Annotated in this window: 20 protein-coding genes; 16 read left to right on the plus strand and 4 right to left on the minus strand. The window is 61.2% G+C overall.

Features of this window, described 5'->3' with window-relative positions; translation table 11 throughout:
* Nucleotides 1–80 precede the first annotated feature (80 nt).
* The 8 genes from dnaB to ACHPFG_RS03660 all read left to right on the plus strand — a co-directional run bounded on the left by dnaB (nucleotide 81) and on the right by ACHPFG_RS03660 (nucleotide 12,923).
* On the plus strand, nucleotides 81–1,478 hold the full coding sequence (gene dnaB, locus ACHPFG_RS03625) for a replicative DNA helicase (RefSeq protein ID WP_017526410.1): 1,398 nt from the start codon (nucleotides 81–83) through the stop codon (nucleotides 1,476–1,478).
* Nucleotides 1,479–1,574: 96 nt separating this feature from the next.
* Entirely contained in the window at nucleotides 1,575–3,878 is a 2,304-nt protein-coding gene (locus ACHPFG_RS03630; RefSeq protein ID WP_431701628.1) for a YgiQ family radical SAM protein, read from the plus strand.
* A gap of 209 nt (nucleotides 3,879–4,087) precedes the next feature.
* On the plus strand, nucleotides 4,088–5,008 hold the full coding sequence (locus ACHPFG_RS03635) for an NAD synthetase (RefSeq protein WP_431701629.1): 921 nt from the start codon (nucleotides 4,088–4,090) through the stop codon (nucleotides 5,006–5,008).
* The gene (locus ACHPFG_RS03640) at nucleotides 5,005–5,463 is read left to right on the plus strand and encodes a hypothetical protein (RefSeq protein WP_024073094.1); all 459 of its coding nucleotides are present in this window, start codon (nucleotides 5,005–5,007) and stop codon (nucleotides 5,461–5,463) included. Before ACHPFG_RS03635 ends, ACHPFG_RS03640 begins: the two co-directional genes overlap by 4 nt.
* Nucleotides 5,464–5,528: 65 nt before the next feature.
* Nucleotides 5,529–5,909: a hypothetical protein gene (locus ACHPFG_RS03645; protein ID WP_431701630.1), complete on the plus strand. Its 381-nt coding sequence runs from the start codon at nucleotides 5,529–5,531 to the stop codon at nucleotides 5,907–5,909.
* A gap of 187 nt (nucleotides 5,910–6,096) precedes the next feature.
* Nucleotides 6,097–9,387 (plus strand): DUF2126 domain-containing protein, encoded by a 3,291-nt coding sequence (locus ACHPFG_RS03650; RefSeq protein WP_145336023.1) that lies wholly within the window; start codon nucleotides 6,097–6,099, stop codon nucleotides 9,385–9,387.
* A gap of 159 nt (nucleotides 9,388–9,546) precedes the next feature.
* Complete coding sequence (locus tag ACHPFG_RS03655; RefSeq protein ID WP_431701631.1) at nucleotides 9,547–12,033, plus strand: circularly permuted type 2 ATP-grasp protein; 2,487 nt, start codon at nucleotides 9,547–9,549, stop codon at nucleotides 12,031–12,033.
* Nucleotides 12,033–12,923 (plus strand): transglutaminase family protein, encoded by an 891-nt coding sequence (locus ACHPFG_RS03660; RefSeq protein ID WP_431701632.1) that lies wholly within the window; start codon nucleotides 12,033–12,035, stop codon nucleotides 12,921–12,923. The genes ACHPFG_RS03655 and ACHPFG_RS03660 overlap by 1 nt, the downstream gene beginning before the upstream one ends.
* A 31-nt stretch (nucleotides 12,924–12,954) precedes the next feature.
* Here ACHPFG_RS03660 and ACHPFG_RS03665 read toward each other — a convergent pair whose 3' ends face one another.
* Nucleotides 12,955–13,137 carry a hypothetical protein gene (locus ACHPFG_RS03665; protein WP_092490350.1) on the minus strand — a complete coding sequence of 61 codons (183 nt, stop codon included), beginning with the start codon at nucleotides 13,135–13,137 and terminating at the stop codon, nucleotides 12,955–12,957.
* A 331-nt stretch (nucleotides 13,138–13,468) separates the two neighbouring features.
* Here ACHPFG_RS03665 and azu point away from each other — a divergent pair, with 331 nt between their 5' ends.
* Entirely contained in the window at nucleotides 13,469–13,915 is a 447-nt protein-coding gene (gene azu, locus ACHPFG_RS03670) for an azurin (RefSeq protein WP_340053435.1), read from the plus strand.
* Between the two features lie 75 nt (nucleotides 13,916–13,990).
* On the opposite strand, the gene nadE is transcribed toward azu, so the two are convergent.
* From nadE to ACHPFG_RS03685, 3 genes are all read right to left on the minus strand, one after another.
* Nucleotides 13,991–14,818, minus strand: a complete 828-nt coding sequence (gene nadE, locus ACHPFG_RS03675) for an ammonia-dependent NAD(+) synthetase (RefSeq protein WP_131696753.1) — start codon at nucleotides 14,816–14,818, stop codon at nucleotides 13,991–13,993.
* 3 nt (nucleotides 14,819–14,821) lie between these two features.
* The gene (gene pncB / locus ACHPFG_RS03680) at nucleotides 14,822–16,036 is read right to left on the minus strand and encodes a nicotinate phosphoribosyltransferase (RefSeq protein ID WP_116627318.1); all 1,215 of its coding nucleotides are present in this window, start codon (nucleotides 16,034–16,036) and stop codon (nucleotides 14,822–14,824) included.
* Between the two features lie 205 nt (nucleotides 16,037–16,241).
* Nucleotides 16,242–17,132, minus strand: coding sequence for a LysR family transcriptional regulator (locus ACHPFG_RS03685; RefSeq protein WP_131696752.1), 891 nt, complete (start codon nucleotides 17,130–17,132; stop codon nucleotides 16,242–16,244).
* A gap of 153 nt (nucleotides 17,133–17,285) precedes the next feature.
* On the opposite strand from ACHPFG_RS03685, the gene amaB reads away from it, so the two are divergent.
* The 7 genes from amaB to ACHPFG_RS03720 all read left to right on the plus strand — a co-directional run bounded on the left by amaB (nucleotide 17,286) and on the right by ACHPFG_RS03720 (nucleotide 25,711).
* Nucleotides 17,286–18,776 (plus strand): L-piperidine-6-carboxylate dehydrogenase, encoded by a 1,491-nt coding sequence (amaB, locus tag ACHPFG_RS03690; RefSeq protein WP_431701633.1) that lies wholly within the window; start codon nucleotides 17,286–17,288, stop codon nucleotides 18,774–18,776.
* A 177-nt stretch (nucleotides 18,777–18,953) separates the two neighbouring features.
* On the plus strand, nucleotides 18,954–20,237 hold the full coding sequence (gene amaA / locus ACHPFG_RS03695) for an L-pipecolate oxidase (protein ID WP_431701634.1): 1,284 nt from the start codon (nucleotides 18,954–18,956) through the stop codon (nucleotides 20,235–20,237).
* A gap of 374 nt (nucleotides 20,238–20,611) precedes the next feature.
* Nucleotides 20,612–21,748 (plus strand): branched-chain amino acid ABC transporter substrate-binding protein, encoded by a 1,137-nt coding sequence (locus ACHPFG_RS03700; protein WP_027607701.1) that lies wholly within the window; start codon nucleotides 20,612–20,614, stop codon nucleotides 21,746–21,748.
* A 183-nt stretch (nucleotides 21,749–21,931) separates the two neighbouring features.
* Entirely contained in the window at nucleotides 21,932–22,846 is a 915-nt protein-coding gene (locus tag ACHPFG_RS03705; protein ID WP_003188099.1) for an ABC transporter permease subunit, read from the plus strand.
* Nucleotides 22,847–22,848: 2 nt separating this feature from the next.
* The gene (gene livM / locus ACHPFG_RS03710; protein ID WP_431701635.1) at nucleotides 22,849–24,126 is read left to right on the plus strand and encodes a high-affinity branched-chain amino acid ABC transporter permease LivM; all 1,278 of its coding nucleotides are present in this window, start codon (nucleotides 22,849–22,851) and stop codon (nucleotides 24,124–24,126) included.
* Complete coding sequence (locus ACHPFG_RS03715) at nucleotides 24,123–24,998, plus strand: ABC transporter ATP-binding protein (RefSeq protein WP_053134493.1); 876 nt, start codon at nucleotides 24,123–24,125, stop codon at nucleotides 24,996–24,998. Before livM ends, ACHPFG_RS03715 begins: the two co-directional genes overlap by 4 nt.
* On the plus strand, nucleotides 24,995–25,711 hold the full coding sequence (locus tag ACHPFG_RS03720; protein WP_025857339.1) for an ABC transporter ATP-binding protein: 717 nt from the start codon (nucleotides 24,995–24,997) through the stop codon (nucleotides 25,709–25,711). Before ACHPFG_RS03715 ends, ACHPFG_RS03720 begins: the two co-directional genes overlap by 4 nt.
* The last annotated feature ends 285 nt before the right edge of the window (nucleotides 25,712–25,996 follow it).

The following is a 25,996-nucleotide window of genomic DNA, read 5'->3' on the forward strand; positions in this document are numbered from 1 at the left end:
TCAGGCAGTTAACATCGGGCACGATCCTGTTTACAGGTCGTGCCTTTTGTTTTTCTACAATCCCCTAATTCCAAGTGGCCATGAACGATATTTCAGCTCCTGAGCAATACGATCTGCAAACCGCTGCCCTGAAGGTGCCGCCGCATTCCATCGAGGCCGAACAGGCCGTGCTCGGTGGCCTGATGCTGGACAACAACGCCTGGGAACGCGTGCTGGATCAAGTCTCGGACGGTGATTTTTATCGTCATGACCACCGCCTGATCTTCCGTGCCATCGCCAAACTGGCCGACCAGAACTCGCCAATCGACGTGGTGACCCTGGCCGAGCAATTGGACAAGGAAGGCCAGACATCCCAGGTCGGTGGCCTGGGCTACCTTGGTGAATTGGCAAAAAACACGCCGTCCGTCGCCAACATCAAGGCCTATGCCCAGATCGTTCGCGAGCGCGCCACCCTGCGCCAACTGATCGGCATCAGCACCGAAATCGCCGACAGCGCCTTCAACCCCGAAGGCCGCACTGCCGCCGAAATCCTCGACGAAGCCGAGCGCCAGATTTTCCAGATCGCCGAGGCGCGCCCGAAAACCGGTGGCCCGGTCAGCGTCAACGACCTGCTGACCAAGGCCATCGACCGCATCGACACTTTGTTCAACACCGACAACGCCATCACCGGTATTTCCACCGGCTACACCGACCTCGACGAGAAGACCAGCGGCCTGCAGCCGTCCGACCTGATCATCGTCGCCGGCCGTCCATCCATGGGTAAGACCACCTTTGCGATGAACCTGGTGGAAAACGCCGTGTTGCGCAGCGACAAGACCGTACTGGTGTACTCCCTCGAGATGCCAGGCGAATCGCTGATCATGCGTATGCTGTCGTCCCTGGGCCGTATCGACCAGACCAAGGTCCGTGCCGGCCGCCTGGAAGACGACGACTGGCCGCGCCTCACTTCGGCGGTCAACCTGCTCAACGACCGCAAGCTGTTTATCGATGACACCGCCGGTATCAGCCCGTCCGAGATGCGCGCACGTACCCGTCGCCTGGTACGTGAGCACGGTGATATCGCCCTGATCATGATCGACTACCTGCAGTTGATGCAGATCCCGGGCTCCAGCGGCGATAACCGGACCAACGAGATTTCCGAGATCTCCCGGTCCCTCAAGGCCCTGGCCAAGGAATTCAACTGCCCGGTAGTCGCGCTGTCCCAGCTCAACCGTTCCCTGGAGCAACGCCCCAACAAACGCCCGGTGAACTCCGACTTGCGGGAATCCGGAGCGATCGAGCAGGATGCTGACGTGATCATGTTCGTGTACCGCGACGAGGTGTATCACCCCGAGACCGAGCACAAAGGCATTGCCGAAATCATTATCGGCAAGCAGCGTAACGGCCCGATCGGCTTTATTCGCCTCGCATTCATCGGTAAATACACGCGTTTCGAGAACCTGGCGCCGGGCAGCTACAACTTCGACGACGACGAATAACCCTTCTGTTCAATTCCGACCATTACCGTCGGAATTGGTCAAAATTTGTGCTATATTCCGCGCCCGCGATTTTTCATCTCAACACCGGTCACCGTCATGCAAACAGCCAAGCCGTTATTTGACTATCCCAAGTACTGGGCCGAATGTTTCGGTCCTGCGCCATTCCTGCCGATGAGCAGGGAGGAGATGGATCAGCTTGGCTGGGATTCCTGCGACATCATCATCGTCACCGGTGATGCCTACGTGGACCACCCGTCGTTCGGCATGGCCATCATCGGCCGGCTGCTGGAGTCCCAGGGCTTCCGCGTCGGGATCATTGCGCAGCCGAACTGGCAGTCCAAAGACGACTTCATGAAGCTCGGCGAGCCGAACCTGTTCTTCGGCGTCGCGGCCGGCAACATGGACTCGATGATCAACCGCTACACCGCCGACAAGAAAATCCGTTCCGACGACGCCTACACCCCAGGCGGCATGGCCGGCAAACGTCCGGACCGCGCCAGCCTGGTGTACAGCCAGCGTTGCAAGGAAGCCTACAAGAACGTGCCGATCGTACTCGGCGGCATCGAAGCGTCCCTGCGCCGCATCGCTCACTACGACTACTGGCAGGACCGCGTGCGCAACTCGATCCTGATCGACGCCACCGCCGATATCCTGCTGTACGGCAACGCCGAGCGGGCCATCGTTGAAGTCGCCCAGCGCCTGTCGTGGGGCCACAAGATCGAAGACATCACCGATGTGCGCGGTACCGCGTTCATTCGCCGTGACACGCCCGAAGGCTGGTACGAGGTGGACTCCACCCGTATCGACCGTCCGGGCAAGATCGACAAGATCATCAACCCGTACGTGAATACCCAGGACACCCAGGCCTGCGCCATCGAGCAGGAAAAGGGCCCGGTTGAAGACCCGGAAGAAGCCAAGGTCGTACAGATCCTGGCCAGCCCGCGCATGACCCGCGACAAGACGGTCATTCGTCTGCCGTCCGTGGAAAAAGTCCGTGGCGACTCGGTGCTGTATGCCCACGCCAACCGCGTCCTCCACCTGGAAACCAACCCAGGCAACGCCCGCGCCCTGGTGCAGAAGCACGGTGACGTGGACGTGTGGTTCAACCCGCCGCCCATTCCGATGACCACCGAAGAAATGGACTACGTGTTCGGCATGCCTTACGCCCGTGTTCCGCACCCGGCGTACGGCAAGGAGAAGATCCCGGCCTACGACATGATCCGTTTCTCGGTGAACATCATGCGTGGCTGCTTCGGCGGCTGCACCTTCTGCTCGATCACCGAGCACGAAGGCCGGATCATCCAGAACCGTTCCGAAGAGTCGATCATTCGCGAAATCGAAGAGATCCGCGACAAGGTTCCCGGCTTCACCGGTGTGATCTCCGACCTTGGCGGCCCGACCGCGAACATGTACCGCATCGCCTGCAAGAGCCCGGAAATCGAATCCGCGTGCCGCAAGCCGTCGTGCGTGTTCCCCGGCATCTGCCCGAACCTGAACACTGACCACTCGTCGTTGATCCAGCTGTACCGCAGCGCCCGTGCGTTGCCGGGTGTGAAGAAGATCCTGATCGCTTCCGGCCTGCGTTACGACCTCGCGGTCGAGTCGCCGGAATACGTCAAGGAGCTGGTGACCCACCACGTCGGTGGCTACCTCAAGATCGCCCCGGAACACACCGAGGAAGGTCCGCTCAACCAGATGATGAAGCCGGGCATTGGCAGCTATGACAAGTTCAAGCGCATGTTCGAGAAGTACACCAAGGAGGCGGGCAAGGAGCAGTACCTGATCCCGTACTTCATCGCGGCCCACCCCGGCACCACCGATGAAGACATGATGAACCTGGCCCTGTGGCTCAAGGGCAACGGCTTCCGCGCCGACCAGGTGCAGGCGTTCTACCCGTCGCCGATGGCCACCGCCACCGCGATGTACCACTCGGGCAAGAACCCGCTGCGCAAGGTCACCTACAAGAGCGACGCGGTGACCATCGTCAAGAGCGAGGAGCAGCGCCGTCTGCACAAGGCGTTCCTGCGCTATCACGACCCGAAAGGCTGGCCGATGCTGCGTGAAGCGCTGACCCGCATGGGCCGTGCCGACCTGATCGGGCCGGGCAAGGATCAGTTGATTCCGCTGCATCAGCCGTCCACCGACAGCTACCAGAGCGCCCGTCGCAAGAACTCGACGCCGGCTGGCAGCCACAAGGTTGCGAAGGAAACCACCACCAAGATCCTCACCCAGCACACCGGCCTGCCGCCCCGTGGCAGCGACGGCAGCAACCCGTGGGACAAGCGCGAACAAGCCAAGGCTGCGGCGCAGGCACGTAACAAGCAGGCAGCTAAAGAACGTAGCGATGCAGCCAAGGGCAAGGGCGGCAAGCCAGCCCGCAAGCCGGTCGTGCCGCGTTGATCGTCGCTTGAAAATGCAAACGCCAGCCTTGTGCTGGCGTTTTGCTTTCTAGGCGGTGGGGAGTCTGTTTGTTAATGTGGCGCCCATTAAATTGCTATCGGGGGCAAGCCCCCTCCCACATTTTGAATGTATTCACACATCAAGTGTGGGAGGGGGCTTGCCCCCGATAGCATCAGTCCAGTCACCACCCCTTCAAGGATGAACACCCCATGAGCAACCCCCTGCTCAACATCGGCATGGACTCCAACCGTTCCCAGTTCATGGCCCGCCAGCGCATCGAAAGCCAGATCAACCTGCCGAGCCTGTTTGCGGCCATCGACGCCGATCCAGGCATCGTTGGCGCAGGCGTTGTCTACATCGACGCCGACTTCAACGTCATTACCCTGCGCGAATTCAAGCCGATCTGCAGCATCAAGCCCAAGCGCATCATTTTGCGTGAGGCGCAGAAGTACATTGCGCCAACACAGTTTGCTCAACATGTCGTGAGCAATCCTCGAGAATCGCGACTGATTGGCGAAGCCGTGAATACCGGAATCTCCTGCTTGGGGGCGGTCATCAGTTGGGCTGCGATCGCCAGTGGAACAATTCTGGTGCCTTTCAGCGCTGGCGCCAGTTCCGTCATCGTTGTAGTGGGATATGCGGCTGCCGGCGCAAGTACGCTTCAGTGTTTCAACGGCATTGCCCGAACAGCGCTGGAAGTCGCTAAACCTGAGGTCAAGGATTCGCTCGACAGTGAAGGCTGGTACCAGAATGCGTCCATCGTGCTGGACGCCGTATCACTGGCAGGCGTGGGCGCTTCGGCCCTGACGACGGTCAAGCTGGTCAGGGCCGCCAAAGCATCGACGGGCAAGAGCCTGCGTGATGTGCTTCGCGGTTTGAATCGCCAGGAAAGAGCCAAGCTGACGAAAGAGCTGCTGAGCATCAACCATCCCAGCTTGACCGCGAAGATGATCAAATTGAGGCAGGCGTCGGGCGAACTCACCAAGCGTTTTACCCCTACGCAGCTCAAGCACAGCACCACTACCCAGATCAAAGATGTCCTGGGCGCAAGCGTTGGGTTTGGCGGGAGTGCGTACTCCGGAAACGTCAACACCATCGCGATTGGACTGTACGAGGAGGTAAGCGAATGAGCGAATTGATGACGCTACGCGACTTTTTCAGACAATACTTTCTGACGTTTATGGGCGGCGTATTTGCTGCGTGTTTTTCTTTGGCGTTGGCTGTGGCGCTGGCGTTCATCACCTATTTTCGTGATGCGCCGATGGCTCAAGTGGGGCTCAAGATCATGTCTGCCGGGGCGCTGCTCATTCTGTTGACGGTCCATAGCAACTTTATGATTTTGCGGGGCCGACCCTCCTGGGTGTGGGTAATGGTCGGTATCTATGTCGCCTGTCTACTGTTTGTAGTTCCGATGGTTCAATTCCAGCCTCACAAAGTCCTTTATGGGTTGGCGCTGTTATTCCCATTGCTCGGATTATTGACACTTAACAGCAAGGTTCAACGAGAGATGCGCACGAAACTCGTGGGAATCCGTCGCATTCGGCAGGCGGTTAAATCAACCGTCAGATCGAGTAGTCGCATGTGAAGGAGCCGCCTTCGATAAACGGTTTCCTCGCGCGCTATTTCCCGGTCTTCATGGGGACGACTTTCATGGCGATCTTCTCCGGCTCAGCCTCGGTTTCCATGGCTGGCGTGACCTATTTGCGCGGTCTTGATCCCGCGGTCAAGGCCAACTATTCAGTAGGCGCGATCCTGGTGCTAGTGGCGGTGCTGGTCTTTGGCAACGTGATGATCGCTCGAGGGTATCCGGGGGCGACCAGGCTAGTGACGGGCTATCTGGTGTGCTGCCTGTTGTTCGTGTTGCCGATGACTCAATACGGCATCAACACCCTGGTCTATGGTTCGGCGGTGCTGTTTCCGTTGCTGGGCTTGCTGTTGCTCAACAGCAAGCGCCACCGCGAAATGCGCCAAAAGCTGCTGGAAGTTCGCCGCCTTAAAGACGCCGTGATCGCCAGGCACAAAGCGCGCTGACTGGGTAGATTCACCACCAACGCCCACACGTGCGCCACAAATATGTGCAACCCTCGCACCAGGGCGCACACGTTGGCGCCGTTTTGGTGCTGTACTGCACCGGGTCTTACGATAAAGCGCAATGACCGCCGCTCTGGCATAAGTCTTGCGCGCTTTGTGTCCATGCCCTGGCTCGCAGGAGGCCGCCGTGTCGATTCATGTCGCGTTGCACCACGTTACGCATTACCGCTACGACCGCGCGGTCGAACTCGGCCCGCAGATCGTACGTCTGCGCCCGGCGGCCCATAGCCGCACGCGGATTTTGTCCTATGCACTCAAAGTGCTGCCCGAGCAGCATTTCATCAATTGGCAGCAGGACCCCCAGGGCAATTACCTGGCGCGTCTGGTGTTCCCGGAAAAGACCGATGAGCTGCGTATCGAAGTCGACCTGGTCGCCGAGATGGCGGTGTTCAACCCGTTCGACTTTTTCCTTGAGCCCTACGCCGAAAAAATCCCCTTCAGCTACGCCGCCGATGAGCAGCGCGAGCTGGCGCCGTACCTGGAAACCCTACCGCTGACGCCGAAGTTTGCCGCCTACCTGGCCGGCATCGACCGTACGCCCCTGCCGGCCGTGGATTTCCTGGTGGGCCTCAACCAGCGCCTGGCCGCCGACATCGGCTACCTGATCCGCATGGAACCGGGGGTGCAAACCCCGGAATTCACCCTGGAAAACGCATCCGGCTCCTGCCGTGATTCGGCCTGGTTGCTGGTGCAGTTACTGCGCAACCTCGGGTTGGCGGCGCGGTTTGTGTCCGGTTATCTGATTCAGTTGACCGCCGACGTTAAAGCCCTCGACGGCCCCTCCGGCACCGACGTCGACTTCACCGACTTGCATGCCTGGTGCGAAGTGTATTTGCCCGGCGCCGGCTGGATCGGCCTGGATGCCACTTCCGGGCTGTTCGCCGGTGAAGGGCATATCCCGTTGGCCTGTAGTCCTGATCCATCGTCTGCGGCACCGATCAGTGGGCTGGTGGAGCCGTGCGAGTGCGAATTTACCCACGAGATGTCGGTTGAGCGCATCTGGGAAGCGCCACGGGTCACCAAGCCCTACACCGAAGAGCAATGGCTGGCGATCCAGGCCCTCGGCCGGCAGATCGATGGCGACCTGCTCAAGGATGATGTGCGCCTGACCATGGGCGGCGAGCCGACCTTCGTCTCCATTGACGACCCTGACGGCGCCGAGTGGAACACCGCTGCCCTCGGCCCGGATAAACGACGCTTGTCCGCCGAACTGTTCCAGCGCATGCGCAAGCACTACGCACCCAAGGGCCTGGTGCACTTCGGCCAGGGCAAGTGGTACCCCGGCGAACAATTGCCGCGCTGGTCGCTTAACTGCTACTGGCGCCGTGACGGCGTGCCCATCTGGCACAACAGCGCGCTTATTGCCGATGAACAGCAGGACTACGGCGCTGATGGCGTAATGGCTGGGCGCTTCCTGGCCAGCGTCGCCGAGCGCCTCAAGCTGCCGGCGCGCTTTGTATTCCCGGCCTTCGAAGACAATTTCTACTACCTGTGGCGCGAAGGTGCGTTGCCACAAAACGTCACCGCCCAGGACCCTCGCTTGAGCGACGACCTGGAGCGCGAGCGCTTGCGCAAAGTGTTCAGCCAGGGCCTGGATAAAGTCATCGGCCAGGTGTTGCCGCTGGCGCGTACAGCGGCCAATGACCGCTGGCAGAGCGGGCGTTGGTACCTGCGCGATAACCATTGCCGCCTGGTGCCGGGGGATTCGCCGCTGGGCTATCGCCTGCCGTTGGCCTCGCAGCCGTGGGTGACGGCGGCTGAGTATCCGTTCGTGCACCCCACCGACCCTAACCAGGATCAGCCGGAACTGCCGACCAGCACGCAACTGCAAAGCCATGGCGAACCTGCGCCGAGCGACGAGCGTGTGCCCAAGGTCGACGAGTCCGCCGACTGGCTGACCCGCACCGCCCTCTGCGCCGAAGCGCGGGAAGGGCGCCTGTACCTGTTTATGCCGCCGCTGGAGCGCGTCGAGGATTACCTGGAGCTGGTGGCCGCCATCGAAGCCACCGCCGAGGAACTGCACTGCCCGGTGCTGCTGGAAGGCTACGAACCACCGTTCGATATGCGCCTGAGCAACTTCCGTGTTACGCCGGATCCGGGTGTGATCGAGGTCAACGTGCAGCCGTCTGCGACCTGGGACGAGTTGGTGGAGCGCACCGAGTTCCTCTACGAAGAGGCACGGCAAACCCGCTTGACCACGGAAAAATTCATGATCGACGGCCGCCACACCGGCACCGGCGGCGGTAACCACTTTGTGCTGGGGGGCGCGACGCCCAAGGATTCGCCGTTCCTGCGCCGGCCCGACCTGCTGCGCAGCCTGATCAGCTATTGGCACAACCACCCCTCGCTGTCGTACCTGTTTTCCGGCCTGTTTATCGGCCCGACCTCCCAGGCTCCGCGGGTGGACGAAGCCCGTAACGACGCGCTGTATGAGCTGGAAATCGCCTTTGCCCAAATGCCGCAGCCGGGTGAAGAATGCCCGCCGTGGTTGGTGGATCGCCTGCTGCGCAACCTGTTGATCGACGTGACGGGCAACACCCACCGCGCCGAATTCTGTATCGACAAACTCTACTCGCCCGACGGTGCCACTGGCCGCCTGGGCTTGCTCGAGTTGCGCGCCTTCGAAATGCCGCCCCATGCGCGCATGAGCCTGACCCAGCAACTGCTGCTGCGGGCGCTGGTCGCGCGCTTCTGGCGTGAACCCTATGCACCACCGAAATTGGCGCGCTGGGGCACCGAGTTGCATGACCGCTTCCTGTTGCCGCACTTTATCGAGCAGGATTTTGCCGACGTGATCGTCGAGTTGAACGCCGCCGGTTACCCGTTGCGTGCCGAATGGTTCGCCGCGCACCTGGAGTTCCGCTTCCCCAAGGTGGGCGATTACGCCGTCAGCGGGATCGAACTGGAACTGCGCCAGGCCCTGGAGCCTTGGCATGTACTGGGCGAAGAGGGCGCGGTGGGCGGCACGGTGCGTTATGTGGATTCGTCCCTGGAGCGTTTGCAGGTGAAGTTGAGCGGGCTGCCGCCGCAACGCTACCTGCTGACCTGCAATGGCATCCCGGTGCCGCTGCAACCGACCGGGCGCATCGGTGAATTCGTCGCCGGCGTGCGTTACCGCGCCTGGCAACCGGCCAATTGCCTGCAACCGACCATCCCGGTCCATGCGCCGCTGGTATTCGACCTGCTGGACACTTGGATGCAGCGCTCGCTGGGCGGCTGCCAGTACCATGTTGCACATCCGGGCGGGCGTAACTACGACAGCTTGCCGGTGAACGCCAATGAGGCTGAGAGTCGGCGCATGGCGCGGTTTTTCCGTCTCGGCCACACGCCTGGGAAGCTCACCGTGCCGAGTGTTGTGATCAATGACGAATTCCCGATGACCTTGGATCTACGGCGTCACCCCAATAATAATGACTAAATGCGATCCAAATGTGGGAGGGCGCTTGCTCCCGATTACGGTGAATCAGCCGATACATAGGTTGACTGACCCACCGCGATCGGGAGCAAGCTCCCTCCCACGAGGATTTGCAGTGTTTGTTAGGTTAATCTGAGCCCCTTTGCCTCTGCCGAGCGTTCCATGCCCGACTTGCTCGACCAATACCCGCTGACCGCGGGTACTTATCACGAACTGCTGGACGACAGTGGCGCGGTGCGCGCCCATTGGCAGCGCTTGCTTGATCACCTGCAACGCAGCACACCCGCGCAACTGGCCCAGCGCCAGGCGCTGCTGACCCGGCAGATCCAGGAAAACGGCGTGACCTATAACGTCTACGCCGACCCCAAGGGCGCCGATCGCCCGTGGGAACTGGACCTGCTGCCCCATGTGCTGGCGGCCGATGAATGGCAGCAGCTGTCAGCCGGTATCGCCCAGCGTGCGCGCTTGCTCAACGCCGTACTGGCGGACCTCTACGGGCCGCAACGTTTGATCAAGGAAGGCCTGCTACCGGCCGAGCTGGTCTTCGGGCATAACAATTTCCTGTGGCCGTGCCAGGGCATCCAACCGCCTGACGGTGCGTTTCTGCACCTGTATGCGGTGGACCTGGCGCGTACCCCGGATGGCCGCTGGTGGGTCACCGCCGACCGGACGCAGGCGCCTTCGGGCGCCGGTTATGCGTTGGAAAACCGCACCATCGTGTCCCGCGCCTTCCCGGACCTGTACCGTGATCTGCAGGTGCAGCACCTCACCGGTTTCTTCCGCACGCTCCAGGAAACCCTGGCCCGCCAGGCACCGAGCGATGACCAGCCACCGCTGATCGTGTTGCTCACCCCTGGGCGTTTCAACGAGAGCTATTTCGAACACCTGTACCTCGCGCGCCAGCTCGGCTACCCGTTGGTGGAAGGCGGCGACCTCACGGTACGCGACAGCACGGTGTTCCTGAAAACCCTGAGTGGCCTGCGTCGGGTGCACGCGATCATGCGTCGCCTCGATGACGACTTCTGCGACCCGCTGGAGCTGCGTACCGACTCCGCCCTCGGCGTACCCGGCCTGCTCGACGCCGCGCGCCAGGGCAATGTGCTGGTGGCCAATGCCCTGGGCAGCGGCGTGCTGGAGTCCCCCGGATTGCTCGGCTTTCTGCCCAAGATCAACCAGTTCCTGTTTGGCGAAGAGTTGATCCTGCCGTCCATCGCCACCTGGTGGTGCGGTGAGGCGCCGGTACTCGCCGAGGCCCTGGAGAAGCTGCCTGAACTGCTGATCAAACCCGCGTTCCCGTCGCAAAGTTTCACCCCGGTATTCGGTCGCGACTTGAACGACGAACAACGCCAGGCCCTGGCCGAACGCATGCGTGCGCGGCCGTACGCCTACGTCGCCCAGGAGCTGGCGCAACTGTCCCAGGCACCGGTGTGGCACACCGTGGATGATCACTTGCAACACCGCGCCATCGGCATGCGCGTGTATGCCGTGGCCAGCGCGGAGGGCTACCGTGTACTGCCCGGCGGCCTGACCCGCGTGGCGGCCGATGCCGATGCCGAAGTGGTGTCGATGCAGCGCGGCGGCGCCAGCAAGGACACCTGGGTGCTGGGCGAACGTGCCACCGGTGGCGAGCATTGGCGCGCCCAGCGCGCGATTAGTGCGCACGACCTGGTGCGCCGCGACCCTTATCTGCCGTCCCGCGTGGTGGAAAACCTGTTCTGGTTCGGCCGTTACTGCGAACGCTGCGACAACAGCGCCCGCTGGCTGCGGATCGTGCTGGCGCGTTATGTCGACGGCGATGACCCACTGGCGTTGCAGGCGGCGGTCGAGTTGGGTGAAAACCTGCGCCTGCTGCCGGAGGAGGGCGAGTTGCCCGAGCGTTTGCAGGCGGCCTTGCTCGGCGATGATTGGCCGTCGAGCCTGCGCGCCAACTTGCAACGCTTGCAGTGGGCGGCGTCCCAGGTGCGCGGCAAGTTGTCCCGTGAGAACTGGCAGGCCCTGGTGGAGCTGCAGCGTGAAGCCCTGGAGCTGGAAAGCGAAAGCCCTGACTTTGGTGAGTTGCTGGACTTTCTCAACCGCCTGGTGATGTCCCTGGCGGCGCTGTCCGGGTTTGCCCTCGACGACATGACCCGCGACGAAGGCTGGCGTTTCCTGATGATGGGCCGGCGCATCGAGCGTCTGCAATTTCTCAGCAGCAGCCTGGCCGCATTCCTGCGCGGCGTGGCGGTGTTCGACCAGGCGGGGCTGGAGTGGTTGCTGGAGCTGGGCAACAGCAGCATCACCTACCGCTCGCGCTACCTGGCGGTGCCGCAGCTGATTCCGGTACTCGACCTGCTGCTGCTGGACGAGCAAAACCCCCACGCGGTGCTGTTCCAGCTGAAACTGGTGAGCCGTACCCTGCGCCGTCTTAACGATGATTTCGGTGTGCCACGGGAGACCGGGTTGGCGCCGTTGGTGGAGCGCCTGGCGCGTTTCGACCTGAGTTGCCTGGAGAACCCGTTGTTTGGCGAATCCAGCGTGCATGCCGCGCTGGAAGGCCTGGCCGACCTGCTGCAAGCGGTCGCCGATGAGAGTGGGCAAGTGTCGGATCGTCTGGCTTTGCGCCACTTTGCCCATGTGGATGATGTCAGCCAGCAAACGGTGTCGGTGTGATGAGTGCGCGCTACCAGATTTTCCACGATACCCATTACCACTACGACAGCCCGGTGTCCCTGGCCCAGCAACTGGCGCATTTATGGCCGAGGCCGTGCGCCTGGCAGCGTTGCAGCGACCAGCAACTGGATATCAGCCCGCAGCCGTCTTCACGCCGGGATGAGCTGGACGTGTTCGGCAACCCGATCACCCGCCTGGCGTTCGAACGGCCCCACGATGAATTGCTGGTCAATGCCGGTTTGACTGTGGAAGTACTGGCGCGGCCGGTGCTGGATTTCCAGCACTCGCCCGCCTGGGACCAGACCCGCGACAGCCTGACCTACAGCAGCCAGCCGCTGTCGCCCGAGTTGATTGAAGCCTGCCGTTATCGCTTCGAATCGCCCTACGTACACCTGAAAAAAACCTTCGTCGAGTTTTCCGAGAGCTGTTTCCCCCCCAGTGCCCCGTTGCTATTGGGGGTGCAGGCCTTGATGGAAAAGATCTTCAGCGAATTCACCTTCGATGCCGAAGCCACCCAGGTTGCCACGCCACTGGTGGAAGTGCTGGAGCGCCGCCGCGGCGTGTGCCAGGACTTCGCCCACCTGATGCTCGCCTGCCTGCGCTCGCGCGGCCTGGCGGCGCGTTACATCAGCGGCTACCTGCTCACCCAGCCACCGCCCGGCCAGCCACGGCTGATCGGCGCCGACGCGTCCCACGCGTGGGTCTCGGTGTATTGCCCGGTATCGGGCTGGGTGGATTTCGATCCGACGAACAATGTGCAGCCGGCACTGGAGCACATCACCTTGGCCTGGGGCCGGGATTTCTCCGATGTGTCGCCGTTGCGTGGGGTGATTCTGGGGGGAGGGAGCCATGACCCTGAGGTGCGGGTGACGGTGATGCCGCTGGTGTAGGAGCGAGCTTGCTCGCTCCTACAGTAAATAATTATTCAGCTGGATCTTTTGGTGTTTCAGTCTCGTCGCTCGTTACTTCACCATCAGCATCCGGGTTGAGTGCGCCGGCTTCTTCATCTACAGCGGCTTTTTTGCGTTGCAGCTTTTCCTCTTTCTTCTGTTCCTTGGCCAAGTCTCTCTGACGTTTGGCGAAGGAGTAATTAGGTTTGGCCATGGGCGATCCTCTAGGGTCGAAGGTGAGGGTGGCGGCGCGCAGCTGCCTTGGGACGTCATGGTAGCAGCTTCAAGGGGCGCTTGGCCTTCACTTACCGCAGGCGTACGCGGCCAGAAGGCCATTGAACAGTTGGTTGAGGTGCATGGCTCGGACTCCAGTGGGTGATGGGCCGATCATAGGCAGGTGCTGCGACTTTAGCTGGTAGATTGTGTCGATAAGTCTGATAGCCTAAAGTTGTATACAATCTGTTGATTCAGATCATAAGAATTTCAGCCTGCTTGAGGCACCCTTGTCGCAATACGCGTTTTTAAACCCTGCCTTGGAGATTCACATGTTCGCCAAACTCGTTGCTGTTTCCCTGCTGACGCTGGCTAGCGGCCAGTTGCTTGCTGCAGAGTGCAAGGTCACCGTCGACTCCACCGATCAGATGTCCTTCAACACCAAGGAAATCACGATCGACAAGAGCTGCAAGACGTTCACCGTCGAGTTGACTCACTCCGGCAGCTTGCCGAAAAACGTCATGGGTCATAACTGGGTGCTGACCAGCGCCGCCAACATGCAGCCGGTTGCCACTGACGGCATGGGCGCTGGCATCGACAAGAACTACCTGAAAGAGGGTGACGACCGCATCATCGCCCACACCAAGATCATTGGCGCCGGCGAGAAGGATTCGGTGACCTTCGATGTATCGAAACTGGCCGCCGGTACGGATTACGCATTCTTCTGCTCGTTCCCGGGCCACATCTCGATGATGAAAGGCACTGTGGTCGTCAAGTAAGACCGCGTTATCGTTCATCGGGGGCTTGCCCCCCGATGACTGCCTGCCAATCAACACACCACTATCTGGCCCACCTCACGGCGCAAACGGCATCACCCGCTTGTGTTCGGTCTTGCGGTACGTCTCGCAAATAATCCGGAACGCTTCCTCGCGCACCGGCTCACCGTGCAGGAACGCATCGATCTCGGCATAGGTCACGCCATGTGACGCCTCATCCGGCTTGCCCGGCGACAGGTCTTCCAAGTCGGCCGTCGGCACCTTCTCCACCAACGACTCCGGCGCTCCAAAGAACCGCGCGATGGCGCGTACCTGATTTTTCACCAGCCCGCTCAACGGTGCCAAGTCGCATGCGCCATCACCGAACTTGGTGAAAAAGCCCATCACCGCTTCCGCCGCATGGTCGGTGCCGATCACCAGGCCGCTGGCCGCGCCGGCGATGGTGTACTGCGCCACCATGCGCATGCGCGCCTTGGTGTTGCCGAGCACGAAGTCGCGGGACACCGCTGCCTTGCCTTCAAACGCCGCCACTTCATTGGCCAGGGATTTCACCGCCGGGCCGATGTTCACGGTGTGGCGCTCGTCCGGGTCGATAAAATCCACCGACGCCTGGGCATCGATTTCATCGAACTGGGTTTCGTAGGGCAGGCGTACGGCGATAAAGCGGTAGGCCTCGTCGCCGGTGCTGGCGCGCAGTTCCTGTATCGCCCGTTGGGCCAGAAGGCCTGCGGTCAGGGAGTCGACACCGCCGCTGATGCCCAGCACCAATGTCTTGAGCCCGGAATTGCGCAGGCAGTCCTGAATAAACGCCACGCGCCGGGCAACTTCGGCCTCGAGGGCGGCCTGGTCCTTGAACGGTGCTTGGACCTTGAGCTGCTGCGCAATCTCACGCTGTACGGCTTGCATGATTCACTCCTTGCTGGAAAGGGCAGGTACTTTGAAAACGTGACGCAAATAGGCGACAAAATTCGGGTCGGTGCAGTGGGTCTTGCCCGCTTCATCGGAGATCTTCGCGACGGGCTGGCCATTGCAGGCGGTCATTTTAAGCACGATGCTCATCGGTTCCACCCCTGGAATATCGCAGGTCAGGTTGGTGCCGATGCCGAAGCTCACGTTAATGCGACCACGCAGCGCCCGGAATATTTCCAGGGCCTTGGGCAGCGACAGGCTGTCGGAGAACACCAAGGTCTTGCTCATCGGCTCGATGCCCAACTTATGGTAGTGGGCAATGGCTTTTTCCGCCCACTGTACCGGGTCGCCGGAGTCATGGCGCAGGCCATCGAACAGCTTGGCGAAGTACAAGTCGAAGTCGCCGAGGAAAGCGTCGGTGGTGATGCAATCGGTCAGGGCGATACCGAGCAGGCCCCGGTATTCGCGAACCCAGCAGTCGAGGGCGGCGATCTGGCTGTCGATCAGGCGCGGGCCGAGTTGCTGGTGGGCCATGATCCATTCGTGGGCCATGGTGCCCAGCGGCTTCATATCGAATTCGCGGGCCAGGTGCACGTTGCTGGTGCCGACGAAGCGCCCGGGGAAGTCATGCTTGAGCACGCTGACCACTTCTTCCTGCACGCGGTACGAGAAGCGCCGGCGCGTGCCGAAGTCGGCCACTTGCAGCTCGGACAGCTCTTCGCTGCTGGCGTTGGCGGTCAGCCAGTCGAACTTGCGGTACAGCTGCTCGCGGGCCTGTTCGAGGATCACGGTCTGGTAGCGGTAGCGGTTGCGCACCTCGCTGACGATCGCGAGCATCGGCACTTCGAAGAGGATTACATGCAGCCACGGCCCGCGCAGGCGGATAAACAGCTCGCCGTTCTCGATGCCGGTCTGCACATAGCGCAGGTTGAAGCGAAACAGCCCAAGGAAACGCAAAAAATCCGGCTTCATAAAGCTGATGCGTTCCAGGAAGCCCAGTTGGTCCGGACTCAGGCTCAACTCGGCAAGGCGCTCGATCTGGTAGCGGATCTCCGCCAGGTACGGGCGCAGGTCTTCGCTGTTACGGCAACGAAACTCCCATTCAACTTCCACATTGGGGTAGTTGTGCAGCACCGCCTGCATCATGGTCAGCTTGTAGAAGTCGGTGTCGAGCAGGTTCTGCACGATGCGATCGGCAAACACACTCTCGCTCATAACGGGAATCTCCAGACGGGTCGGCGATGGGCGCCGGCCTTCACGCACAATTAAGGAAGGGGGCTAGTGGCGCATAGACCTGTGGGGTTTTGCCAGTGATTTTTTCAGTGAGGCCACTGGCGTCATCGGGGGCAAGCCCCCTCCCACGCTTGGAATGTGTTTCAAATGTGGGAGGGGGCTTGCCCCGATAGCGGTATTCCAGGCACTAAAGAACCTGCTCCATCATCCACTTCACAAACTCCCGCACCTTGGGCACTTCCGCCGAATGCTCCGGATAGGCCAGGTAATACGCGTCCTGGCTCGGCATCGCATGCTGCCAGGGGATCACCAGCTTGCCGTCGGCCAGTTCCTCTTCCACCAGGAAGCGCGGCAGCAGCGCCACGCCACAGCCCACCTGCGCCGCACGAATGCACATATAAAAGGTGTCGAAACGCGGGCCGTGGTAGCTGTGCTCGGTGTGATACCCCTGATCGGCAAACCAGTCATGCCAGCCCTGGGGGCGCGAGGCGTTTTGCAGCAGCACCAGGTCGCTCAGTTGCGTGGGGTCGGTGAACGGCTGCGCCGGCAGGCTTTCCGGGGCGCACACCGGCACCAGCTCTTCGCTGAACAGTTTCAGGCTCTCGGTGCCGGGGCGCGAGCCCTGGCCGAAGTAGAAGGCCATGTCGGCCTTGCCTTGCAGCAGTTCGTCCGGCTCCTGTTCGTTGCACAGGTCCAGGTGGATCTGCGGGTGGCGCAGGCGCCAGCCCTTGAGGCGCGGCACCAGCCAGCGGGCGCCAAATGTGTAGGGCGTGGACACGCGCAACACTTCGGTCTCGCCGCCGTAGGAGCGCAGGTAGTGGGTCGACATCTCCACCTGCGTGAGGATCTTGCGCACTTCCACCAGGTACAGGTCGCCCGCCGGGGTCATCTGCAAGCGGCGGCGTACGCGGCGGAACAGCAGGTGCTGGAGCAGTTCTTCCAGCTGCGCGACCTGTTTGCTCACTGCGCTTTGCGTGAGGTTCAGCTCCTCGGCGGCGCGGGTGAAGCTCAAGTGGCGGGTGGCGGCCTCGAAACACTGCAGGGCGGTGATCGAGGGCAAATGTCTTCTGTTCAGCACGGCACGCCTCTTTTTATTCTTTGCATGAATAAACGGAATGATATCTCGCCTAATCGTCGTTTGTTGGCAAGTCTTGGGCCAGCTACAAATAAGGCCTGGATCGCCGTGCGTGCCGCGGTGCGATTTTTTGTTCGAAGATTAAAGGAGTGACCCATGGTTGCCGCATTGCTTGATCGTCTCGGGGTAAACCCGGCGCTGTACCAGGCGGGTAAACAACCCGTGCATTCGCCGATTGATGGCAGCCGTATCGGCAGTGTGCACTGGGAAGGTGCCGCCGAGGTGGAGCAACAGGTCAGTCGCGCCGAGCATGCATTCGAGGCCTGGCGCAACGTGCCGGCACCGCGTCGCGGCGAGTTGGTGCGCCAGTTCGGCGATGTACTGCGCGAATACAAGGCCGATCTGGGCGAGCTGGTGTCCTGGGAAGCCGGCAAGATCACCCAGGAAGGCCTGGGTGAAGTGCAGGAAATGATCGACATCTGCGATTTCGCCGTGGGTTTGTCCCGCCAGTTGTACGGCTTGACCATCGCCTCCGAGCGCCCAGGCCACCACATGCGTGAAACCTGGCACCCGCTGGGCGTGGTCGGGGTGATCAGCGCCTTCAACTTCCCGGTGGCCGTGTGGGCGTGGAACACCACGCTGGCGCTGGTATGCGGCAACGCGGTGATCTGGAAACCTTCGGAAAAGACCCCGCTCACCGCCCTGGCCTGCCAGGCGTTGTTCGAGCGCGTGTTGAAGAACTTCAAGGACGCCCCCGAGTACTTGAGCCAGGTGATCATCGGCGGCCGCGACGCCGGTGCTGCGCTGGTGGATGACCCCCGCGTGGCGCTGATCAGCGCCACCGGCAGCACCCGCATGGGCCGCGAAGTGGCGCCGAAAGTTGCCGCGCGGTTTGCCCGCAGCATCCTCGAACTGGGCGGCAACAACGCCATGATCCTCGGCCCGAGCGCCGACCTGGACATGGCCGTACGCGCCATCCTGTTCAGCGCCGTCGGCACCGCCGGCCAGCGTTGCACCACCCTGCGTCGGCTGATCGCCCACGAGTCGGTCAAGGAAGAAATCGTCACCCGCCTCAAGGCCGCCTATTCCAAAGTGCGCATCGGCCACCCGCTGGAAGGCAACCTGATCGGCCCGCTGATCGACAAGCATGGCTTCGACAACATGCAGGACGCCCTGGAGCAGGCCTTGAGCGAAGGCGGCAAGGTGTTCGGCGGCAAGCGCCAACTGGAAGACACGTTCCCCAACGCCTACTACGTATCGCCGGCCATCGTGGAAATGCCTGAGCAGAGCGATGTGGTGTGCACTGAAACCTTTGCGCCGATTCTGTACGTGATCGGCTACAAGGACTTTGCCGAAGCCCTGCGCCTGAACAACGCCGTGCCCCAAGGCCTGTCGTCGTGCATCTTCACCACTGACGTGCGCGAGGCCGAGCAATTCATGTCGGCAGTGGGCAGTGACTGTGGGATCGCCAACGTCAACATCGGCCCGAGCGGCGCGGAGATTGGCGGCGCGTTTGGCGGTGAGAAAGAGACCGGTGGCGGTCGTGAGTCAGGTTCGGATGCATGGCGCGGGTATATGCGCCGCCAGACCAATACCGTGAACTACTCGCTGGAATTGCCGCTGGCGCAGGGTATTACCTTCGACTAAATACCTGCCGGAACGCGGAAAAAATGTGGGAGCGGGCTTGCTCGCGAATGCGATGGATCAGCTGTATATCTGTTGACTGATCCACCGCTTTCGCGAGCAAGCCCGCTCCCACAGTTGATTGGATTACCAAGTCAAAACTGAATTTAGATGTTTGTTAGGTCTCATCGGAGTCTGGCAATGGCATTGCGCGAAACATGTTTGTGGGAACACCTAACCCCCGGCCGACCGGAGCGTGCGGCGCTGGCGGGCGAGGTCAAGGTGGATGTGTGCGTGATCGGCGCCGGCATCACCGGATTGTCGGCCGCCATTCACTTGCTGGAACAGGGTAAAAGCGTCGCCGTGCTGGAGGCTCATCGCACCGGTCACGGTGGTTCGGGGCGCAACGTCGGGTTGGTGAATGCCGGCCTGTGGATCCCCCCGGACGAGATCGAAGCCGGTTTCGGCGAAGCAGTGGGCAGCCAGCTCAACCGCATGCTCGGCGCGGCACCGTCGCTGGTGTTCAGGCTGATCGACAAATACACCATCGATTGCCAATTGCGCCGCGAGGGCACCTTGCACATGGCGCATAACGCCCGTGGCGAGGCGGATTTGCGCAGTCGTGAAGAACAATGGAAGCGCCGTGGCGCGCCGGTGGAATTGCTCACCGGCCAGGCCTGCGAACACGCCACCGGCACGAAGAAAATCGCCGCCGCCTTGCTGGATCGGCGTGCCGGCACCTTGAACCCGATGGCCTACACCAGTGGCCTGGCGAATGCTGCCGTGGGCCTCGGCGGGCAGTTGTTCGACCATTCGCCGGTCACCCGGTTGGAGCGCCAAGGTGCGAGCTGGTCAGTTCAGACCACCAGCGGTTCGGTGCAGGCTGCACAAGTGGTCATCGCCTCCAACGCCTACACCGAAGGTGAGTGGACCGAGCTGCGACGCAATTTTTTCCCTGGCTACTATTACCAGGTCGCCTCCGCACCGCTGACCGACGCTGCCGCCGAGCAGATTCTGCCCGGCGGCCAAGGCTCATGGGACACACGCCAGGTGTTGAGCAGCATTCGCCGCGATGCCGATGGCCGCCTGTTGCTCGGCAGCCTGGGCAACGGCAACCAGAAACCGGCGTGGTTCCTCAAGGCCTGGGCCGATCGGGTGCAACAGCATTACTTCCCGTACCTCAAATCGGTGCAATGGGAGTTCACCTGGACCGGCTGCATCGCCTTCACCCCCGATCACCTGATGCGCCTCTTCGAGCCAGCCCCCGGCCTGGTGGCGGTAACGGGCTATAACGGGCGCGGCGTGACCACCGGCAGCGTGGTCGGCAAGGCGTTTGCCGACTATTTGTGTCACCAGAATCCCCAGGCGTTGCCGATTCCGTTTGCACCCATGCAACCGCTGGCTGGGGTGGGCCTGCGCAGCTGCCTGTATGAAGCCGGATTTTCGCTGTATCACGCCGGGCAATGCCTGAGGATCGTGATCTGATCACTGAAATACCGCTCAGAAGCCTGCATTTTCTTAGCCGGCTACTAATCTGTATTGGTGCAGGTCGTAGCAATCGCGCACTGTAAATGTGCAGTTCCGTTACGCAGCCTGTTACAGCTGTAGGAACTGTCGTTTATTGCTTTGGTTACAGGTGCGACCCGTCAGGGTTGTACTTTTTCGGTCCGTGGGTTGCACCTATTGATGCCAGAGGGTTGCACGTCCTGGCGAGCGGAGCCGAAAGGCCTGTAATAACAATGACACCGTGTCTTTTTGAAGAATAAAAACGTAATGGCACGAGGCTTGCTCTGGGCTTTCAGTGAAAAGTTTGAACGCAAGTTGTAGTGCCAAAAATCAAAAATATCGGAGCACCACTCATGTCCCAGACGTTTTACAAGAAAGGTTTTCTGGCCCTCGCCGTTGCAGCGGCGCTGGGTGTTTCTACGTTTGTTCAAGCTGATGTGAAGATTGGCGTTGCGGGGCCGATGACCGGCGCCAACGCGTCGTTCGGTGAGCAGTACATGAAGGGTGCCCAGGCGGCAGCCGAGGTGATCAACAAGGCTGGCGGCATCAACGGCGAGAAAGTTGTGCTGGTGGCAGGCGACGATGCCTGTGAGCCGAAACAGGCCGTGGCCGTGGCCAACCGCCTGGCGGACCAGGACAAAGTGATTGGCGTGGTCGGGCACTTCTGCTCGTCGAACACCATCCCGGCCTCCGAGGTCTACGACGAAGCCGGCATCATCGCGATCACCCCAGGCTCTACCAACCCACAAGTCACCGAACGCGGCCTGGGCGCCATGTTCCGTATGTGCGGCCGTGACGACCAGCAAGGCATCGTCGCCGGCGACTACATCGTCGATGTGCTCAAGGGCAAGAAAGTCGCCGTCATCAACGACAAGGACACCTACGGCAAAGGCCTGGCCGACGCCACCGCTGCCCAGTTGACCAAGCGCGGCGTCAAGCCAGTGCTGGAAGAAGGCCTGACCCGTGGCGAGAAAGACTTCAGTGCCCTGGTCACCAAAATCCGCTCCCTGGGCGCCGACGTCGTGTACTTCGGTGGCCTGCACCCGGAAGCCGGTCCATTGGTTCGCCAGATTCGTGAAGCCGGCCTGAAAGACGTCAAGTTCATGTCCGATGACGGCGTGGTGACCGATGAACTGGTGGCCACCGCTGGCGGCGCGCAATACGTCGATGGCGTCTACATGACCTTTGGTGCCGACCCGCGCCTGCTGCCTGACAGCAAGGCCGTCGTGGAAGAGTTCCGCAAGGCTGGCTACGAGCCTGAGGGCTACACCCTGTACGCCTACGCTTCGCTGCAGGCCCTGGCCGCCGGCTTCAATGGCGCCAAGTCCAACAAGGGCGAAGACGCGGCCAAATGGCTGAAAGCGCACCCGGTCAAAACCGTGATGGGCGAGAAGACCTGGGACGCGAAGGGTGACCTGAAAGTCTCCGACTACGTGGTTTACCAGTGGGATAAAGACGGCAAATACCACCAGCTGGAAAAGCAGAAGTAATCCATGTGGGAGGGGGCTTGCTCCCGATGCGGTGGGTCAGATGAACAATTGTTGACTGACACGCCGCTATCGGGGGCGAGCCCCCTCCCGCATTGGGACAGTGTTGTTATTGAGATCTGTCTTTTCCTCCAGAAGCGCCGCACACCGGCTGGTGTGCAGGTGCTCACCGCGTGAGATTGCGTTATGGATGGTATTTTCCTGCAGCAACTGGTCAACGGCCTGACCCTCGGGTCGGTCTATGGCCTGATCGCCATCGGCTACACAATGGTCTATGGCATCATTGGCATGATCAACTTCGCCCACGGCGAGGTTTATATGATTTCCGCTTACCTCGCGGCGATCAGTCTGGCACTGCTGGCTTACTTCGGCATCGAATCCTTCCCGCTGCTCATTCTCGGCACCCTGATCTTCACCGTGGTCGTCACCGGCGTGTACGGTTGGGTTATCGAACGGGTCGCCTACAAACCGCTGCGCAACTCCACCCGACTGGCTCCGCTGATCAGCGCCATCGGGATTTCCCTGATCCTGCAGAACTACGCGCAGATCGCCCAGGGCGCCAAGCAACAAGGTATTCCAACCCTGTTGGCCGGGGCCTGGCGTGTCGATATCGGCACAGGCTTCGTGCAGCTTACGTACACCAAAGTGTTCATCCTGGTCGCGGCATTCGCCGGCATGGCCTTGCTGACCTACATCATCAAGTACACCAAGCTCGGCCGCATGTGCCGCGCTACCCAGCAAGACCGCAAGATGGCTTCGATCCTGGGGATCAACACCGACCGCGTCATTTCCTACGTATTTGTCATCGGTGCTGCCATGGCGGCCCTGGCCGGCGTGCTGATCACCCTCAATTACGGCACGTTCGACTTCTATGCCGGCTTCATCATCGGCATCAAGGCGTTTACCGCAGCGGTACTCGGCGGCATCGGCTCCCTGCCTGGGGCGATGCTGGGCGGGATCATCCTGGGTATTTCCGAGTCGTTGTTCTCAGGGTTGATCAACTCTGACTACAAAGACGTGTTCAGTTTCTCCCTGCTGGTGGTGATTCTGATTTTCCGTCCTCAGGGCCTGCTTGGTCGCCCACTTGTGGCGAAGGTGTAAACATGTCTGCTGCCAAACCCATCGATATCAAGAAAAGTGTGGTCGATACGGTCCTCGCCGGCCTTATTTCGCTGATCGTGTTCGGTCCGATCGTCGGCGTGGTCCTCGACGGCTACAGCTTCAACCTGGAACCTGCGCGCGTGGCCACGTTGGTCGCCATCGTGATGGCCGGGCGCTTTGCCCTCAGCCTGTTCCTGCAAACCCCCAAGGGCCTGAAGGTTCTGCAAGGCTTCGAGAGCAGCGGCTCCGGCGTTCATGTACTGCCACCGGACTACAAGTCGCGGCTGCGCTGGATCATCCCGGCGCTGATCGTGATCGCCATCGTGTTCCCGATCTTCGCCAACAAGTACCTGCTGACCGTAGTGATCCTCGGGCTGATCTACGTGTTGCTGGGCCTGGGCCTGAACATCGTGGTCGGCCTGGCCGGGCTGCTCGACCTGGGTTACGTGGCGTTCTACGCCATCGGTGCCTACGGCCTGGCGCTGGGTTATCAATACCTCGGCCTGGGCTTCTGGAGCGTGTTGCCGCTGGCAGCCATCGCCGCGGCGCTGGCGGGGTGCATACTCGGCTTCCCGGTGTTGCGAATGCACGGTGACTACCTGGCCATCGTGACCCTGGGCTTCGGTGAAATCATTCGCCTGGTCCTCAACAACTGGCTGTCGTTCACCGGCGGCCCCAACGGTATGCCGGTGCCTTCGCCGACCTTCCTGGGCCTGGAGTTCGGGCGCAAGGCAAAGGAGGGCGGGATTCCGTTCCACGAGTTCTTCGGCATCGATTACAACCCCAACATCAAGTTCATGTTCATCTACATCGTGCTGTTCCTGGTGGTGCTGGCCGTGCTGTACATCAAGCACCGCCTGACCCGCATGCCGGTCGGCCGCGCCTGGGAAGCCTTGCGCGAAGATGAGATCGCCTGCCGCTCCATGGGCCTGAACCACGTGCTGGTCAAGCTCTCGGCCTTCACCATTGGCGCGTCCACTGCCGGTTTGGCCGGGGTGTTCTTTGCCAGTTACCAGGGCTTCGTCAACCCATCCTCGTTCACCTTCTTCGAGTCGGCGCTGATCCTGGCCATCGTGGTGTTGGGCGGCATGGGCTCGACGGTCGGCGTGGTGATCGCGGCGTTCGTATTGACCGTCGCCCCTGAACTGCTGCGCAGCTTCAGCGAATACCGCGTGCTGCTGTTTGGCGTGTTGATGGTGGTGATGATGATCTGGCGACCGCGCGGCCTGATCCGGATCAGCCGTACCGGTGTGACCCCACGTAAAGGAGTGGCGCCATGAGCAAGGAAGTCGTCCTCTCTGTGGAACACCTGATGATGCACTTCGGTGGCATCAAGGCCCTGAGCGATGTGAGCCTCAAGGTCGAACGCAACTCGATCTTCGCCCTGATCGGCCCCAACGGCGCGGGCAAGACCACCGTGTTCAACTGCCTCACCGGCTTCTACAAAGCCAGCGGCGGCAAGATCGAACTGAACATCCGCGGCAAGCAGACCAATGTGATCCAGCTGCTCGGCGAGCGCTTCAAGGCGGTCGACTTCGTATCGCCGAAAAGCTTCTTCAGCCGGGTGTACTACAAGATGTTCGGTGGCACCCACCTGGTTAACCGCGCCGGCCTGGCGCGGACCTTCCAGAACATTCGCCTGTTCAAGGAAATGTCGGTGCTGGAAAACCTGCTGGTGGCCCAGCACATGTGGGTCAACCGCAACATGCTGGCGGGCATCCTCAACACCAAGGGCTACCGCAAAGCCGAAAGCGATGCCCTCGACCACGCGTTCTACTGGCTCGAAGTGGTGGACCTGGTGGACTGCGCCAACCGCCTGGCTGGTGAGCTTTCCTACGGCCAGCAGCGCCGCCTGGAAATCGCCCGCGCCATGTGCACCCGGCCGCAGATCATCTGCCTGGACGAGCCCGCAGCGGGCCTCAACCCCCAGGAAACCGAAGCCCTCAGCGCGATGATTCGCCTGTTGCGCGACGAACATGACCTCACGGTGGTGCTGATCGAACACGACATGGGCATGGTGATGAGTATTTCCGACCACATTGTGGTGCTGGACCACGGCAACGTGATCGCCGAAGGCGGGCCGGAAGCGATCCGCAACGACCCCAAAGTGATTGCCGCCTACCTGGGCGCAGACGAAGAGGAGCTGGTATGAGTGCACCTATCCTCGAAATGAAGGACCTGGACGTGTTCTACGGCCCGATCCAGGCCCTGAAAAAAGTCTCGCTGCACATCAACGAAGGCGAAACCGTCAGCTTGATCGGCTCCAACGGCGCGGGTAAATCCACGCTGCTGATGTCGATCTTCGGCCAGCCACGGGCCGAGTCGGGGCAGATCATCTACAACGGCGTCGACATTACCCACAAGTCGTCCCACTACATTGCCTCCAACGGCATTGCGCAGTCGCCGGAAGGACGGCGGGTGTTCCCCGACATGACCGTCGAGGAAAACCTGCTGATGGGTACCATCCCGATTGGCGACAAGTTCGCCCAGGAAGACATGCAACGCATGTTCGAGCTGTTCCCACGGCTCAAGGAACGGCGTAACCAGCGGGCCATGACCATGTCCGGCGGCGAGCAGCAAATGCTCGCCATCGCCCGCGCGCTGATGAGCCGGCCCAAGCTGTTGCTGCTGGACGAACCGAGCCTGGGCCTGGCGCCGATTGTGGTGAAGCAGATCTTTTCCACCCTGCGCGAGCTGGCCTCCACCGGGATGACCATCTTCCTGGTGGAGCAGAACGCCAACCACGCGCTGCGGTTGTCGGACCGGGCCTATGTGATGGTCAACGGAGAGATTCGCCTGACGGGTACCGGCAAGGAACTGCTGGTGAACGAGGAAGTGCGCAACGCCTACCTCGGCGGCCACTGATCTAAGTAACGACGCAGTGCCCCTGTGGGAGGGGCGGTGCGACGATTCGACTTGCCCCCGATGGCGTTCTGTCAGTTTCAGAAGTACTGACTGACAAATAGCTATCGGGGGCAAGCCCCTCCCACATTTGTTTTGTGTGATCCACAAGGCCGATCCCAAATTGTGGAAAACAAATCCAGCCACCCTCCAAAGCGCGACATATAGCCGCCGCAAATCCCTGTTTTGTCACAGTTTTGACTTGTCCCCATCCACTGTGGAACCGGCTGTGGGTAACGTGGGAGTAGC

The organism is Pseudomonas sp. BR20 (assembly GCF_050780135.1).
Classification (GTDB): domain Bacteria; phylum Pseudomonadota; class Gammaproteobacteria; order Pseudomonadales; family Pseudomonadaceae; genus Aquipseudomonas.